18 protein-coding genes are annotated in these 16362 nt (G+C 40.2%); 9 read left to right on the top strand and 9 right to left on the bottom strand.

All coding sequences use genetic code 11. The features are described from left to right. Positions 1-77 precede the first annotated feature (77 nt). Positions 78-518, top strand: a complete 441-nt coding sequence (locus ACQ96U_RS06755; RefSeq protein ID WP_431720480.1) for a tail fiber domain-containing protein — start codon at positions 78-80, stop codon at positions 516-518. Between the two features lie 35 nt (positions 519-553). Further along, positions 554-973 carry a tail fiber domain-containing protein gene (locus tag ACQ96U_RS06760; protein WP_431720481.1) on the top strand — a complete coding sequence of 140 codons (420 nt, stop codon included), beginning with the start codon at positions 554-556 and terminating at the stop codon, positions 971-973. 154 nt (positions 974-1127) lie between these two features. Here ACQ96U_RS06760 and ACQ96U_RS06765 read toward each other — a convergent pair whose 3' ends face one another. From ACQ96U_RS06765 to ACQ96U_RS06790, 6 genes are all read right to left on the bottom strand, one after another. Beyond that, the gene (locus ACQ96U_RS06765) at positions 1128-1577 is read right to left on the bottom strand and encodes a hypothetical protein (RefSeq protein WP_431720482.1); all 450 of its coding nucleotides are present in this window, start codon (positions 1575-1577) and stop codon (positions 1128-1130) included. A 151-nt stretch (positions 1578-1728) separates the two neighbouring features. Continuing rightward, positions 1729-2520 (bottom strand): substrate-binding periplasmic protein, encoded by a 792-nt coding sequence (locus ACQ96U_RS06770; protein ID WP_431720483.1) that lies wholly within the window; start codon positions 2518-2520, stop codon positions 1729-1731. Then, positions 2517-4127 carry a methyl-accepting chemotaxis protein gene (locus ACQ96U_RS06775; RefSeq protein WP_431720484.1) on the bottom strand — a complete coding sequence of 537 codons (1611 nt, stop codon included), beginning with the start codon at positions 4125-4127 and terminating at the stop codon, positions 2517-2519. The genes ACQ96U_RS06770 and ACQ96U_RS06775 overlap by 4 nt, the downstream gene beginning before the upstream one ends. 55 nt (positions 4128-4182) lie before the next feature. After that, positions 4183-4428, bottom strand: a complete 246-nt coding sequence (locus ACQ96U_RS06780; RefSeq protein ID WP_431720485.1) for a transposase — start codon at positions 4426-4428, stop codon at positions 4183-4185. A gap of 109 nt (positions 4429-4537) precedes the next feature. After that, the gene (locus ACQ96U_RS06785; RefSeq protein WP_431720486.1) at positions 4538-4780 is read right to left on the bottom strand and encodes a DUF4123 domain-containing protein; all 243 of its coding nucleotides are present in this window, start codon (positions 4778-4780) and stop codon (positions 4538-4540) included. Positions 4781-4969: 189 nt separating this feature from the next. Further along, the gene (locus ACQ96U_RS06790) at positions 4970-5332 is read right to left on the bottom strand and encodes an ankyrin repeat domain-containing protein (protein ID WP_431720487.1); all 363 of its coding nucleotides are present in this window, start codon (positions 5330-5332) and stop codon (positions 4970-4972) included. Between the two features lie 65 nt (positions 5333-5397). On the opposite strand from ACQ96U_RS06790, the gene ACQ96U_RS06795 reads away from it, so the two are divergent. The 3 genes from ACQ96U_RS06795 (at position 5398) to ACQ96U_RS06805 (ending at position 7593) form a co-directional block, all read left to right on the top strand. Further along, positions 5398-5733 carry a hypothetical protein gene (locus ACQ96U_RS06795; RefSeq protein ID WP_431720488.1) on the top strand — a complete coding sequence of 112 codons (336 nt, stop codon included), beginning with the start codon at positions 5398-5400 and terminating at the stop codon, positions 5731-5733. Between the two features lie 478 nt (positions 5734-6211). Beyond that, positions 6212-6595 carry a hypothetical protein gene (locus ACQ96U_RS06800; protein WP_431720489.1) on the top strand — a complete coding sequence of 128 codons (384 nt, stop codon included), beginning with the start codon at positions 6212-6214 and terminating at the stop codon, positions 6593-6595. Between the two features lie 770 nt (positions 6596-7365). Further along, on the top strand, positions 7366-7593 hold the full coding sequence (locus ACQ96U_RS06805) for a hypothetical protein (protein ID WP_431720490.1): 228 nt from the start codon (positions 7366-7368) through the stop codon (positions 7591-7593). 104 nt (positions 7594-7697) lie between these two features. Here ACQ96U_RS06805 and ACQ96U_RS06810 read toward each other — a convergent pair whose 3' ends face one another. Then, positions 7698-8075 (bottom strand): aegerolysin family protein, encoded by a 378-nt coding sequence (locus tag ACQ96U_RS06810; protein WP_431720491.1) that lies wholly within the window; start codon positions 8073-8075, stop codon positions 7698-7700. A gap of 197 nt (positions 8076-8272) precedes the next feature. Here ACQ96U_RS06810 and ACQ96U_RS06815 point away from each other — a divergent pair, with 197 nt between their 5' ends. After that, on the top strand, positions 8273-9100 hold the full coding sequence (locus ACQ96U_RS06815; protein ID WP_431720492.1) for an SDR family oxidoreductase: 828 nt from the start codon (positions 8273-8275) through the stop codon (positions 9098-9100). An 87-nt stretch (positions 9101-9187) separates the two neighbouring features. Here the strand turns inward: ACQ96U_RS06815 and ACQ96U_RS06820 are convergent, their stop codons facing one another. Both ACQ96U_RS06820 and ACQ96U_RS06825 read right to left on the bottom strand, forming a co-directional pair. Continuing rightward, on the bottom strand, positions 9188-9943 hold the full coding sequence (locus ACQ96U_RS06820; RefSeq protein ID WP_431720493.1) for a substrate-binding periplasmic protein: 756 nt from the start codon (positions 9941-9943) through the stop codon (positions 9188-9190). Between the two features lie 445 nt (positions 9944-10388). Then, positions 10389-12923, bottom strand: a complete 2535-nt coding sequence (locus tag ACQ96U_RS06825) for an ABC transporter transmembrane domain-containing protein (RefSeq protein WP_431720494.1) — start codon at positions 12921-12923, stop codon at positions 10389-10391. A 387-nt stretch (positions 12924-13310) separates the two neighbouring features. Between ACQ96U_RS06825 and ACQ96U_RS06830 the strand changes: the two genes are divergently transcribed. From ACQ96U_RS06830 to ACQ96U_RS06840, 3 genes are read left to right on the top strand one after another with little or no spacing between them, the layout of a single operon-like run. Continuing rightward, a complete protein-coding gene (locus tag ACQ96U_RS06830; RefSeq protein WP_431720495.1) occupies positions 13311-14534 on the top strand; it encodes a glycosyltransferase family 4 protein in 1224 nt (407 codons plus the stop codon). Then, positions 14531-15718 (top strand): glycosyltransferase family 4 protein, encoded by a 1188-nt coding sequence (locus ACQ96U_RS06835; protein ID WP_431720496.1) that lies wholly within the window; start codon positions 14531-14533, stop codon positions 15716-15718. Before ACQ96U_RS06830 ends, ACQ96U_RS06835 begins: the two co-directional genes overlap by 4 nt. Further along, positions 15718-16353, top strand: a complete 636-nt coding sequence (locus ACQ96U_RS06840; RefSeq protein WP_431720497.1) for a histidine phosphatase family protein — start codon at positions 15718-15720, stop codon at positions 16351-16353. The genes ACQ96U_RS06835 and ACQ96U_RS06840 overlap by 1 nt, the downstream gene beginning before the upstream one ends. Positions 16354-16362 lie beyond the last annotated feature (9 nt).

Consider the following 16362-nt stretch of genomic DNA (forward strand, 5'->3'; position numbering starts at 1 on the left):
TAGTAATATACAGACATTGATCCAGATCAGGATAATAAAAGGAGCATGTTGACCAAAATCAAATAAGGATAACAACGTTGAAAAAATTAATTGGCACTTTAGCGCTTTCATTATTTGTACTTCCCGCATATGGGGCAGATACAGCAGATGATAAATGTAACAATATCGCCGACATTGAAGCGCAAATGCAATGTATCGCAGACTATCTAGATACATTACCACGGCCTCGCTTTAGTGATAGAGACCTCAAGCAAAACGAAGTGATTGTTAAGAATGCGCTGAATAAGGTATCTCAACTGAATGGTAAACATTTTGAGTGGAAACACGACAAACGCCAAGACATTGGTGTTATCGCACAAGAAGTTGAAATAGTTTTTCCTGAGTTAGTTTCCATCGATAAAAAAACAGGCTTTAAACAAGTTAATTACGATGGTCTGGTTGCCGTCTTAATTGAAGCAGTTAAAGAACTTAAAAAAGAAAATGACACCTTAAAACTGCAACTTGGCCTGAACTATTAATAATTTAAATCCTCAGGAATATTAGGTACACACCTGTGAAAAAATTTATTTTAGCATCCGTCTTATTAATGTCCTCATCTCCATTATTAGCTGGTTCTCACGAAATGTGTAAACATCTTACGGGGGATGCATATACAGAATGTTTATCAAGACCTAACTTTATGAGGTTTAGTGACCGCAGATTAAAACAAAATGAAGTAATTGTTGAAGATGCATTGAATAAAGTTATACAACTTAACGGCAAGTATTTTGAGTGGAAACACAATAACCGCCAAGACATTGGCGTCATCGCACAAGAAGTTGAAGCTGTATTTCCTGAACTGGTTAGCGCTGATAAAAAAACAGGCTTTAAGCAAGTTAATTATGCTGGATTGGTTGGAGTCTTAATTGAAGCAGTAAAAGAGCTAAAAAGGGAAAATATCCATCTTAAACAACAATTAGGCTTATACTATTAATGCCTCTATTTTACGACATTGACTGTCTGAAATTTACATAACGCTCTTCTAACATCCTGTGAATCCTTCTCTGGAGGATTCACAGGGTGAAGTGCACTCTCATGTCTACCAATGAACTACAAAGAAATCTCATTAAATAATCGTTGAGGTATAGCTAAAAGGGCTCAACCCCGATTAAACCAACATCCACACTTCCTTTTGGATATGACATTTGTAATGTTGTCTTTTGCCCTTTGTTATTGACAATAGTGTACTGTCGGCCAATTTGAGTTATTAAACCATTGTCAATAGAGTATAAAAAAGAGGTTTTATTAAAATTCTTTTCTCTGCCCGCTCTAACGATTTTTATCAGACCTACATGTTTTCTGACTTGATTTATAAATTGCACTAATTTTTCCTGGGTTGGTGCATGACCACTAGGAAACAACGTCACTAATAACTGAGGGGTATTTTGATTAATCGCTTCGACCACTTTATCTGCATTAGCACCCCGTTGAGCATCAAGTTGTTGCTGGCTAACAGGATTCTCTTTAGAAAAGAGCGAAAAACTTTGCACCAACAAACCAAACAATAGTCCCGTATTTATTTTACGCTGTAAACGCATATGGCTCCCCATTATTAATAGTAGCTAACCTTGGGACTCATTAAATACAATCAAGTTCAGTTTATGGCAACGTTAATGGTGCAAAGTAAGCTTAGGCAGGCGACTAAAGACAACACAGAAAAAAAAGATTTCCATTCTTCATTTGAGTATATTAACAGTCAGCACAATATTTTGATTTTATTTTTTGCAAATAGCCCTTTATGGAAAGCTCTTGTAAATGACGATTAAATAACGTGACTAAATCAGCAGATATGGTTTTACGTGAAAACATTACATGAATATCACTTTCATACAGGGGAAGGGGATAACGTATTACTTGTTTGCTATTATCTTTATTTAAAAAATTATATGCGACAAAATAAGTCTCTGCTAAAAAACCATTGATACGGCCTTGCAATAACAGCGGATAAAGTTGTTTATCACGTGCAACAGTTACCAACTGTTCTCGAAAAGATCTTGATTTTAAAAGCTGTTCGTATTCCTCTCCGTAGTAATATCCTCGGGTAACACCCAACGTAAAAGGCAGGTAAACAATATCCCCCAACGATTTAAATATATAGTCTTTTTGGTCCGCTGCACGAATATACAGCGCCATTTTTTCCTTACGATAAGGCCGTGAGAAATAACTAAATTCCATACGTTCAGCCGTTTTTGAAGCACCCAGTAAAATATCAACCGAGCCTGTTTGTATATCGATGAGTAAACGTTGCCATGGACGTTCTGCAAATGATAACTCACACTGTGTCCAGGCAAAAACAGCTTGTAAAATGTCTAAATCAAGCCCCGTGTAGTTTCCTTGCTCATCCTGAAATTGAAAAGGCTCCCAATACTCCCAGCCAACAATAAGTGGAGCCTCACACAGTTTTTTAGGGGCTGCTGCAGAAACCCACTCAGAAAAAATACCCGCTATCAGAATAATTAAAATTAGACCAATTTCTTTCACTGGTAATGGACCAACATATTCGCAAAATTTTCTGAAATATCTTTCATCATATCGCTTTGCTTCAGCGACTGTTGAACATTATCAGATACTTCATTACTTAATTTGGCAATACTATTTATACTTCGGTTCATTTCATCAAAGACCGCCGTTTGCTCTTCAGAGGCAGCCGCAATTTGGGTGTTCATATCATCAATTTCCTGAATCCGCTCAATAATACTGGTTAAAGTATTTGCCGCAACCTCAGCACGCTCTACACTTTGGTCTGCACTGGTCTTATTAGCACTCATTAAATTAACAACATCCGTCACGCTACTTTTTAAGCTAGCAATCATATCTTGTATTTCTTTTGTTGAAGTTTGAGTACGCTGCGCCAAAGTGCGCACTTCGTCAGCAACAACGGCGAACCCTCGACCTTGTTCACCCGCACGCGCAGCTTCAATAGCCGCATTGAGTGCTAATAAATTGGTTTGTTCGGAAATGTCTTGAATTTGCCCAACAAATCCTTCTATTTTCGCCATATCATTATCCACTTCCGCAACCGCTTCTACCGCTTTTTGCACATCTGTAGCAAGGGTGCTAATGGCTGTCATATTACTTTGTACAGCCTGCCCACCTTCTTCAGCCACTTTACGTGCCTCGTTTGATGACTCTGAGGTACTGTGTGCATTACGGGCAACTTCTTGCGAAGAGGCTACCATTTCATTCATTGCAGCAGCCAACTGGTCAAGCTCAGAGTTTTGCTGGTTAAAAGCGCTGTCAGACTTTTCAGCGGTATGCAAAATTGCCTGAGCCTCCTCTTGTAAAGTGGATGTGGTTTTTTTTAAGGAATCAACGAGACTTCGAACAGAACCCACCATCGCCTGGAAAGAACGCGTCATACATGCTACTTCATCCTGCCCCTCCGCTTGTAGATTTTGCTGTAACTTTCCTTCAGCAGCCTGTTCCAAACCGTGCTCAACGGCTTTTATACGATGGGTTATGTGTTTGGTTAACCGCCAACTGACCAGCACGCCAATAATAATGAGTACTAAACTCACTGTAAGTCGCTGCAATGTTGAAGAAAAAAACTCACTTTCAACATCATCAACATAGCTGCCCGTGCCAATAACCCACCCCCAAGGTTTATATAATCGCGCATAAGACATTTTGGGAAATACTTTGTCTTTAGCAAAGCCAGGCTTTTGCCAGTGATAAAAGAAAGCGCCACCACCGGCTTTAGCTGTTTTGGTTGCCTCTCGAATAGGGTAGACACCATCAGGTCCTTTTAAATTGGTCATGTCTTTCCCTACTTTTTCGGGCAACATGGGGTGTGCCAAAAATTTATTATTTAAATCATTAATCCAAAAATAATTACCTTCGTTAAAACGAACTTCATTAATCGTTTCCAAAGCCATTGTCTGGGCTTTTTCCATGCCCAGGCTACCTTGTTGAGACTGGTAATATGCTAAAACAGAGTGAATAACTTCTGTTAACGCTGATGCTTCATGCTGGCGTTGTGTAAAAAGTTTATTCCTTTCTTGATAACCAGCTACAATATCTTTAATGACCAGTAATACCAATAAAAAAGCCACTAATAAGCCAATTTTTTTACCCAAACTTAGGGTCATGACTGCACCTCATCCGCATATTGTCAAGACGCTTTTCCCTAAGTGTATCAGTGTTTTATTGATATAATTCCTCAAAAACACATAATCTGCTTTTAATGTGTAGTATTTTTTTTGAGTGCTCAGCAAACAGGTAATACATACCCAATTGGCAGCCTGTTTTAACAACATAAAGTATGCCATCAATGACTGTTCGCCTATCTACAGGTGGACGACCTCTACTGCCTGGTTGCCACTTCGTTTTTGGGAGTAAAGGTGTTAAGACTTTCCATTGCTTATCTGTCAAATCCGTTGAATAATGCATTGTGGCTCTTTTTTTGTTCTCTGTTTTTTGGGTAAACGAATAGTAAACAGAAGAAGAGCCCATTCCTATCAGTTTTAAACTACTCCTTGGTTATTTTGTAGCCTTTTTCTTAGATCACTGTGCATTTTTTGATTTTTAAGACACGTTCAAAGGGGTCAACCTTGACCACTAAAGGGGATAAATCACTTAATTCAGCAAAAAGCGTTTGTTCAAAAAGAGGAAACACCTGTGGTGCTTTTTCTTTTTCATAAATACGGTTTAGCAACCCTGGTTCACTGGCACCATCTAGCAGCAAGTAACAAGACTCACCAGAGCGTGGGAGCTGGCGAATAGCATCATAGGGTATGTTCATGAACGGCCCCTGGTTACAGCACTCATTGTTATATTTAATTTCAGTATAGTGACTGGAGCTGACTTAACATTCATTGCTTATTTATAAGTACCACAATAGGGTATTCGGGGGAGGGTGGTGCAATAAGGGCATTAGCAAGAATAAAAAATAACCTTTTTTACGACAGTTTATTCATAAAAATTATTTAAGCTATTTTTTTGTAGCCTCGTCTAAAAACTTTAAAATACTTTGATTATTTGAATCTTCCGCCCAGTTTTTTGCAGTTAATCCATTACCATCAGTAGCATTAAGGTCTGCACCAGCGTCGACAAGATCCTTTACAATATTGATATGACCTCGCTTTATTGCTGTCATTAACGGTGTTTCTCCATCAAAAGACCGCGCATCAATATCTGCACCTTGCTCCATTAAATACCTAACAATATAACTGTGCATTGAAAGACAGATTATGCTCATTATGCAACGCTCAGAAGTATTTCTAAAAAAGCAACTTGTCCCCTTATTCATAAAGCCTGCAATAAGGTAATGGCTTATGTTATAATGACGATTCATTAATCGTTATGTGCATATCAATTTGGACGTTTAGGATGCTGAAATATTTTCTAGTGATCTTTTTTATGTTTAGTAACTCAGCAATAGCTGAGAAAAAACTTGAAGAAATCCCAAAACTATTTCATGGTACATGGGACACTAGTAATGAAGCATGTATTCAGCCATTCAGTGATATGAGGATGGAGATTGAAGCTAGAGTTGTACGCTATTGGGAGAGTCAGGGTCAGGTCACAAGGGTCAACGTCGAGAACGAAAGAAAGCTAAATATAACTTTTTCAATATCAGGTGAAGGTGAAAGCTGGGAATCTTTCAAACAGTTTGAGCTAAATACAGCAAATAATACTCTTACTATAAACACATTAGAAGGACAACAGCTTTCAAAGCGAGTCCGTTGTAAATAAGTGCACTATATATGGCATAATCGAGGGTAAAGGGGGCAAGTCTCCTGCAAACAAACCTTCTTCTATATCAATAACGTCACCACTCAAATGTTGATCAATAAGCGTAAGCTGTCTTTCAATAAGCACTGATGGTAAACAACAGTTAGATAGCTTATGTTGAACTGTTTGCCGCACGGAAGCGGCAACCAAGCCTACAGGGATGTATTTACGGCGTGTTCAACGTGAGTTATCTAAATGTTGTATAACAATGTTTTAGTAAAAAAATAGCCTTTTCAACGTGACCATTAATAATACATCTCTACAGGTATAAAAACTATTTAACAGCGTGCCATGCTGATTTATCTATGTAATTATTAAAATAAAATTAACTTAAACAAAATTAATATGAATTTACTAATAAAGTACAGCTTGACCAATAACGATAACAAAGTCACAATCCCGGGTGATTTTAATTAAGACTATTAAGGGATACATAATTATGAAAAGGGCAACACTGACATTATTGCTACTGTATTTAACTGGTAATGCTTTTGCAGGCTGTTTGGATAACAGTAATCCAGCGGTTGTGAGCTCCAAAATACGAGGCCTTTACATCAATAGTAGTAGTTCGAGTAGCGAAACAAAACACTATGTAGTACTAGATAAGAAGACTTGTACAGTCAGTGGTGGACATGTTGAAATCGGATCAAACACTAGAGCAAATTATTATCTTTACTTCACTGATAAAGATAGTTTCCTTCAATCTGTGCTATTAAAAGCTTACTCTAGTGGCGAAAAAGTTGATTTTAGAATCACTAATGCTAGCAATGGTTATAACAAAATAGCTTATATTGTTACGCCTTCAGGTAGTCATAACCAGTAACTTGTCCGAATCTGTCGCAAATTTTTATCTTTCGTGACGACCTTTAAAGCATTCGCCAAGGCACAGTGTAGACTATAAAACAACCATGGCGTTAAATGGAGCCGCGAAGGTTATCATTCAGTAAAAATATGCGACAGAGCCGCATTATATTAATTCAACCGATAACCGTATTATTAAAACACACATTTTATATCATTTAACCACAGTTTTTTTATGCCATAAAATCATATACATCATATGATGTATATCATAAAAATGTTAGATAATTATAAAACAAGGTAAAGCGGTCAAGTCTATTGATTAATACTACTACTTACCTCAACACATCGAATCAATCCAGTACATGAATTTGAATTAATACCTGCTCCACAAACCAATTCAAGCCCTGCAAACAACCTTCTTGCTATCTCCATAAAACTTCACCAGTCAAATAGTGTTCAATGAGCATAATCTGTATTTCAATGCACTCTGATGGCAAGCAACAGTTGGATAGCTCATGTTGTAAAAATTTAGATGAGAAATAAGTCTGCCTGTAGAGAGGAGAGGGTAGCTCTAGGGGTGTGAATACTCACTAAACTCACTTTAGTGTGAAGCGAAATTTAATTGGAGAAAGAACTGTTACCTAGCCAACCCTATTGATTGATTACTCAACCGAAAAAATAGCCATTATGGTTGGACTGACACTCGTTCTTGCATTTATGGGTAGATTAAGTCGGTATGGTATATTCTAGTATGATTAACATTTAATCGGGAAAGAGGAAGGTGAAGTTATGCGCGAAATTTTCACAGGAATAGCATTCTTTTTGACATTATGGGCAATGTACAAACTGCTATTCGGCGACAAGGATGAACTTATCGAATGCATAAAGTTTTGGTTTACTCCCGATATAATTAGCATGTTTCGCGGAACTTATTGGGAAGATCATTGGGCTGAATTCAAAATATTTATTTGGTTAGGTAGTGCAGGGGTAGTCGCTTATGGCGTGTATCATATATAAATCAAAATTTGCTTCATCGAGAAAGAGGTTTAACCCTGCTGGTCTGCTAGGGTTAAACCTGCTGAGCTTAAACAACAAGATTTTCAATCTATCTCAAAAGAATTTTATCTTCGTTCAATGGTTTTTTTTACGTCAGTCTTTTTTTGCAGTACAAAAGTAACCGTTGCATTGTCTCCCGAACCGCCACTTCGTGTTATTTCGTAACCATCAGGTGCTTGGTCTGAGTAAGAATTACCACCGATGTAAGGATTATCCCAATGGATGTATACACTACCATCAGTACAATGATAAGTAACTGACCCTTCGGTACCTGTCATAAATCCATCTGATTCAGAAGCCCACTGAACTTTGTCATCAGGAGAAACTTTTTCAGGGGGATACATATTTTGAGTCCAGACTCCATGATCTAGCTTTGCATTAGTCAGTGAGAGTGTTTCTCCAGTTAGGTTTTGAAAGATAACGAGAGTGCTTCGTGCAGCCATTTTAATGTCCCTATTGGATTGAGTAGTGCTGTTTTTAGAATGTTACTACAACTAGCTTATGTAGTTCTTAAAAATGAGACTGTCAAGTTATTCCTGCATGGTCTGCATCTATTGGTGTGCTGAACCAAAAGTGTTGTACTACAAGCTGTGTATTATTACCCTTGGTATCTTAATGAAAACCAAAGGTAGTTAAGACTATGCCTCAAAAATCCATTCTAATAACAGGGTGTTCATCGGGAATTGGTCTACATGCAGCGCATACGTTGAAAGAACGTGGATATCGTGTTTTCGCAACCGCAAGAAAGCAAGTCGATGTTGATGCACTCATTGACAAAGGACTGGAGAGTATTAGGCTCGATCTAGATGAGCAACATTCGATCGAACAAGCACTTGAGGAAATTCTGCAACGAACCAGTGGTACCCTAGACTTTTTATTTAACAATGGCGCTTACGGCCAACCAGGTGCAATTGAAGACTTACCAACAGAAGTATTACGCCAACAGTTTGAATCGAATGTCTTTGGCTGGCACCACCTGACACGAAAAGTACTTAAGGTAATGCGCCAACAAGGCCATGGCAGAATTATTCAAAACAGTTCAGTTTTGGGGGTTGTTTGTATGCCGTATCGCGGTGCTTATAACGCTTCAAAATTCGCAATCGAAGGGTTAACGGATACGCTTCGTCTTGAGTTGAAAGACTCACCCATCAAAGTTTCACTGATTGAGCCGGGGCCAATTATTTCCCAGTTTCGAGCCAATGCTGCAGCAAAGTTTAAACAAAATATTGATTGGCAGGCGAGTAAACACTATGAAAGTTATAAAGCTCAACTTGACCGATTGGAGAAGACAGAAGTGACAACGCCATTTACTTTGGGTCCAGAGGAAGTGACAGCAAAACTTATACTTGCGTTAGAAAGCAAAAAACCGAAAGCGCGCTACCGAGTAACTTTGCCAACTCATTTATTTGCCTTATTAAAAAGATTGTTAACCACACGAACGCTCGATCGATTATTAATTAAAGGATAAAACTTTGTGTGTCCATAACTGTACATTTTCATGGTTAATCAATTATCAACGTCACTCAATGTGATTATGACGTTTTAAAAAAATACTCTACAAATACTTAAGAAGAATATCTTCCATCATCGACTTACCAATTTTACCAGGTGTATTTTTCAACATATCAATCCCTGTTTGCAATAGTTCAGCTGCTGCAGGGTTAGATTGTAAATTAAAGGCAAAAAAATCTTCGTATACACCCAATACTTTTACCACCTCAAAATCAGCCCTATCATATCCATACTTACGTAAAATCCACCAAGCAGAATGATCCGTGTATGCCCACATATCAATTCGGTCTTTTGACAACATATGAGCCAAGTTGTCAGGTAATCGTGTAAACCTAAATCTATCCTCACTAATACCAGACTTAACCGCCAATAAAAAACTAATATCATCACGAATTGCACCAATTATCCACTTATTTAAATCATAATTATTGATAGTAATATTGGATGTTTTTTTCGCGATCAATACATTCTTTGCCTCAATAAAAGGTCCCACCCATAAGAAGAGTGCTTCCCTTTCTTTATTTTTCGCAATCGTAAACAACACTGTATCTTTTTTTTCTTTGGTCATTTTATAGGCTCTAGCCCAAGGTAACACTCTTATATCACTACGACGAACAGGGCAATCAACTATTTTTGAAGACGCTATTAGTACATCAACACCTATACCAACTAGTTTGTTGTCTGAAATATAATTATAAGGAGGATATTCTTCAGTGATATAATGCATTTTTTTTAACGGGCATCCGCAACATAAATCACATGATAATAGTAATATAAGGAAAATTTTTCCGTTAATCATGCTGTTGCCCTAAACTGACCATCTGCATATATACCCATCACAAGTAATTTTTATATACCCCCTTATAGTCTGATTATTCAGGAAAGTAACAATGCAGATACAATAATAATTAACAGCCTTATTCCTACAGCCATTTATTATATTAATTTTAGCCGCAGATATCCCCCAATAACATACTGATTATAGATGAGTTATAGCCTAATCTGCGAAAGGTTTTAAAATCAGAAAAAGAACAATTACTCCACTATTTTAGACCAAAGGTATTAATGGATTGTTTATTATACAGAGCAGCTGTAAGGCATCACTCGTTAAAATATAGGCAGTTTTCATATAACCCAACATTCACGGGTTTCACAGACTCATCAACAGAGTTATCCACTATTTATGTGGATAACTCATTGATTTGACCTAAATAAATCCTACCTATCATAACGAGGTTCGTTAGTTATTCGAGCCCCCCCGTTAACAATGCTTGAAAAGCCTGACTATTCTCTTTTAGCTTTGTATATTCACCTTGATCCACAATGTGTCCTTTCTCCATAACGAACACATAGTCGAAGGCCGATGTCTGTTCTATTCTTCCCAATATCCAGCATACCCCTTGACCCACCATACGTTTCAAAACGCAGTGAATGATATGCCGCTCAGCACCAAGGTCCAACACATTAGTCGCTTGGTTAACAATAAGAAAATTTGGCTTTTTCAGTAATGCACGAACAAGCGCCAGCTTTTGTCGAGTAGCCACCGATAACCGAGAGCCCGAAGTACCTACTGAAAAATCCAGCCCGTAACACATGATTTGTGTACGCAGCTCATATTCCTTTACCAACTCATCAATACGCTGACTGATTTCTGTTTGCGCCCGCGCTTGCCCATAGACGATTTTGCCAAATAAAATATTTTCCTGTAGCGTGAGCGCAGCATTATATTCATTGGCATCATAAAGCTGTAAATCATGGGCTTCTTTTTGCAGCGCAAGAAATAGCTTTTTACGCACCAACAATAATTTGGTTTTTCGACTTTCAGTCAGTAAGCCCAAGCGGTGACGTGCAGGTACTAGCTGGAATAATAAGACTAATAACATTTCCTGTTGCGCTAAGGGCAACTTCATCAATGAATCCAAACTGGTTTTGGTGAGCAGCTGCTTATATTCAGGTAATTCTTCTGATTTAATGAAGCTAAAACGTTCAAACAAGTCACTACCAGGCTCTACATCGGCGAACAAGTCCACCATGATTTTTGCCAGCTCATAGCCAACACGGAGTGCTTCACCCATTAAATCAACTTCTTTTAAAGACTGGTGAATCAAAGGATGGCGTGCCAGTTTGTTAAAATCCAAAGAAATGGTACGTGATGAACCAAATAAGAGGTTTTCCGCTACAGACAGATTCTCGTTGTATTTATCCCAATCAAAAAACTCAACTAAATCATCCATCTCAGCAGCATGGAGAGAAACACGTAGGGCATGGCGTAGTTCAAGTACCGCTGCCGCTAAATCAGGGTCTCGCTCAGGGTCAATATAACTCTGCAAACCATAGTGATAAACATCATCTTGTAGCTGAACTTCTGCAAGCAGCTCCATCACATCATTATCGACCTGCTGCTGACAGCTTGTGCTCTCAGAGTCAGATTCAGGGTCCATACCGTAATATAGATTTTCCCTAATCGTACCCGCAAAAAAATGTGCATGGGCACCAACATACGCCACATGCTTACTTAATGTTCGCTCATTGAGCAGTTGGATATTTTGACCCGCCAGCTCAATACGACCGGTTTTCGGTTGTAATAACCGAGATAACAGCTTAGCAAATTCTGTTTTACCACTGCCTTCAGGTCCAACAATGGCTGTATGTTGTTGGGGTATAAGCTCAACACTGAGATTATTAACAATATTGACATTACTGTACTCGGCATAACTGACATTACGTGCAGTCAATGAGAGCTGCTCAACCGGTAGCGACTCTGCTTTCCCTGTTTGTAATGCCTCTGGTAACAAGCCTTCAGGATGAAATTGCTCGATGATTTGTTCATATTTTATCCGCACATCTTCTTTCGTTTGATAGAACTTCAACAATTCCTTCCAGGGAGCATCTAAGTCTTGATACGCAGAGAGCACCGCAATTAAAGCCCCTAACGATAATTCCCCCTTAATAACGTAGTAACCACCCACTGAGTAAAAGAAAAAGGGTGTGACTTTTGACAGGAAGTTATTAAGGAATTTAATAAAAAACTTCAGCTTATAGATACGTAAACGAATCAAAAAGATAAATTGCACACGTTCAAGCACATTGGTTCGTTCCCGCTCAGCAGCCCCAAAGGCATGGATCTCCTGAATGCCCGCAATACTGTCGCCAATCCGATCACCTAAACGTCGTGCCGCAAGCACTCGTTGCTTACCCAACTGATTGACTTTGGCTTGTAATTTGGGAATCACCCACATCTGAAAAGGATACAAAGCAACAGCCGCCACCCCTAACAGAGCATCCTGGTTAAAAATAAAGAACAGATACGTAATCAGTAAGCCACCTTGAAAGGCGGGCAGGGCAAAAGCCTCGCCAATAAAACCTCCGAGCGGCTCCGTCTCAGCGGTGACGATGGGAATAATTTCCCCTTGTGAGACTTTTTTAAAATGCGGAATAGGAAAACGTAAAATACGACTGAAAAGCTCAAGACGCAGGTCCCGCAGCATACGTTCACCCACCACACCTCGATAAACATTCAATACATACTTGATGGCACCATTGATCACCACCAACAACAAAAATATCCCACTTAAAAAAAACAAATAATCAAACTGATCTAATGAATACCCCATGACAGAATCGGGGATATTTTTACCATTAATGGCACTATTTATAATATGTTTTGGAACCTCTAAGGAGGCATAGACAATAGGAAAAGAAACCAACGTTAACAACAGAATGAGAACTTGATCCTTCAGGGTGTGCTTGAGAATGTAACGATAAATTGATGGCTCCATGCGATACCCATTCAAGGTAAAAAAAGAGAGATCTTGTTATGTTATACCTTTCATGATGGGTATAACTACACCAATAGCAGGCTAGCTCAATTTATTTAAAAAATGCTTACGCCACAGCTAATGGCCAACACTTGACTTATAAACCACCCAGTACAAGGTGTCTATAAACAAACATCAGCATCGAAATACATGGTATAATGCCTGGCCTTTGTGCTTGTTAATGAGTTTAATCCTTGACCATAAGAGCATGCTGCACAATGGTGTTACTTATTGTTTGTTTATGTAAACAACACCGTTGATACTGTTTGCTTCAGCAAAGTACTTATTGATAAGCACAAGTCAGATAATGAATTAAATGTTGTATTCATCTGTTATTGAGGTAATCGTTTGACAAAATCAATTGCATTGGTTTTGAAAGGGTATCCACGTTTATCAGAAACATTTATTGCACAAGAAATCCATGCTTTGGAACAGCAAGGATTTGCAATTACCCTGATTTCATTACGCCATCCCACTGATCACACCGTACACCCCATTCACCGTGAAATAAAAGCACCTGTTGTATACCTTCCGGAGTACCTGCATCATGAACCTATGCGGGTAATTCGTAGCTTATGGACACAGCTGTTGCGCCCACATTTTTGGTCGACGCTTCGCCTCTGGTGGCAGGATTTTCGTCGAGACCCAACCCGCAATCGAATCCGCCGATTAGGGCAATCCTGGGTGCTTGCCACTGAGCTACCCCCAGAAACACAACAACTGTATGCCCATTTTATTCATACACCAGGCTCAGTAACACGTTATACCAGTCACCTAACAGGTATCCCGTGGTCTGCTTCCGCACACGCCAAAGATATCTGGACGACACCGTCTTGGGATTTAGCGGATAAACTGGAAGACATGGCCTGGCTGACAACCTGTACCCAAAGTAACCAACAATACCTGCAGAGCCTGACCTCACAACCTGATAAAGTGATATTGGTCTATCATGGCCTGGACTTTAACCGTTTCCCCATCACCCCCGAGCCACGCACAACACCACCCTCTACTCAAGTACACATTCTCTCTGTGGGTCGTGCCGTACCTAAAAAAGGCTATGATGTAATTTTAGAAGCACTGGCAAAACTGCCATCTTCATTATCATGGCACTTTACACATGTGGGTCAGGGACCAGAGTTATCCAAGTTACAACATCAGGCAGAGCAACTAGGCATTGCAAATAAAATTACCTGGCAGGGTGCACAGTCACAACAAATGGTACTAAGCCAATACCGCCAAGCAGATATTTTTATTCTGGGTAGTCGCATCACTGAAGATGGCGACCGTGATGGCTTGCCTAATGTATTGATGGAAGCGCAAAGTCAACATGTGGCCTGCATCGCCACGGCAATTTCTGGTATTCCAGAACTCATCATCGATAAACAAACGGGACTCTTAGTTCCACCAGAAGATGTCAGTGCCACAAGCCAAGCATTGCAGCAGTTAATCACCCAACCTGAATGGCGACAAACACTGGCAGAAGCAGGATATAAGCGGGTTACAACACACTTCAGCCTGCAACAAGGGATTGCAACACTCGCTACTTGTTTTGCCGGCTCTTGTAAGCAATGACCCCATTCACTGCAAATAATTCTGCTGAATTTAGTACTGTTGCATTTTATGCGCCACTTAAAGCCCCCAATTACCCAACACCATCAGGGGATCAAAAGATTGCCCAGCACTTCTGGCAATGTCTGGAACTTTGTGGTTGGGCACCAGTATTGGTCAGCCAGCTACGAAGCTTCAGTCGGCAGGGTGAACGACAACATCAAAAACGTCTGGCACGTCTGGGTAAATGGCAGGCCAACAAACTCATCAAACACTATCTAAGCCTGCCAAAAGCGCATCGTCCAAAGCTCTGGTTTACCTATCACCTTTACCATAAAGCCCCGGACTGGTTAGGACCTCGTGTCAGTCACGCGCTCAATATTCCCTATGTCATTGCGGAAGCCTCTGTCGCTGAAAAACAGCGTCATGGGCCTTGGCGATATAACTATAGAGCAACGCTTGCCGCGCTTCGCCAGGCAGATGCGGTTATTAGTCTCAATCCCAAAGACCTAACCGGTATTCAGCCTTACTGTCATGCAACTAACGTGTGCCATTATCTTCCCCCTTTTATGGCTTTACCTGAGCAAGCGGGCCTTCCCAAGTCAACTATTCGCCAACAGCTTGCCCAACAATACGGTATTCCCGAAGACCAACCTTGGTTATTGTCAGTGGCGATGATTCGCCCTGGTGACAAACTCGCCTCCTATCGTTATCTCTTGAGCTGTTTGCAGTCATTACAAAACATACCCTGGCAATGGATTATTATTGGTGAAGGGCAAGCCTTCAGCCAGCTCAAGAAAGAGGCTAATGCGTTAGGAGCTCGTATACACTGGTTGGGTAAGCTTGAAACAACACAAATTACCCCTTGGCTACAAACGAGTGATCTGATGGCGTGGCCCGCCATTAATGAAGCATTGGGTATGGCTATCTTAGAAGCACAAATGTATGGCTTACCGGTTATTACGGGGGCAACACCTGGCGTTTGCAGCCTGTTTTCAGACTCACCCACACAACGTGGTGGATTGATCATTCCTCAACAACAGCCCGATAACTTTACACAGGGGTTATATGAGCTACTGACTCAACCTAGCCTACGACAACAATTAAGTCAGCAGGCTCAACAGTGGAGCCATCAACATCATAGTCTCTTCGCTGCAGCACAACAGCTCAAGCAGTGGTTAACACCTCTGATAGGAAATGCAGATTAATGCTCACGATTTATTGTTTACGTCATGGCACAACCCTGTGGAATCAACAACGCCGCATCCAGGGACGTCAAGACACACACTTGCTACCTTCGGAAGTGTCTCGGCTACAACATCTTGAACTATCTCCAGCCTGGAAACAGTTATGCTGGTATAGCAGCCCACTCATGCGCGCCCAGCAAACAGCCCAGGCACTTGGTATTAACTATCAAATTCTAACGCCTTGGCAGGAAATGGACTGGGGTCACTGGGAAGGACAAACCTTAGCCCATTTACGCCAAGAGCATCCAGAAGAACTTCAGTATCAAGAGCAACGGGGCATCCATTTACACCCCGCTCAAGGTGAGAGCCCTTATCAGGTATTGCAACGCATTACACAGTGGGCAGCTCAGGAGAGTGCTCAACCATCAGCTCATATTCCAAAAGTGATTGTCACCCATAAAGGTGTCATTCGCCCATTACTCGCTGCGGCCACAGGATGGTTAATGCTGGACAAATATCCCACGCGATTAAACTGGCAACATGTACATGGTTTCACCTGGAGTCCAACTCAAGGTTGGCAGCTAAAATCTTTAAACATACCTCTTTCTCACCCACCACAAGACTCCCAGAAGAGTGTTGCAAACGAAAAAAAATAGTTTTGCGGG

It is taken from the genome of Zooshikella sp. RANM57, from assembly GCF_050749885.1.
In the GTDB taxonomy this organism is placed as follows: Bacteria; Pseudomonadota; Gammaproteobacteria; order Pseudomonadales; family Zooshikellaceae; genus Zooshikella.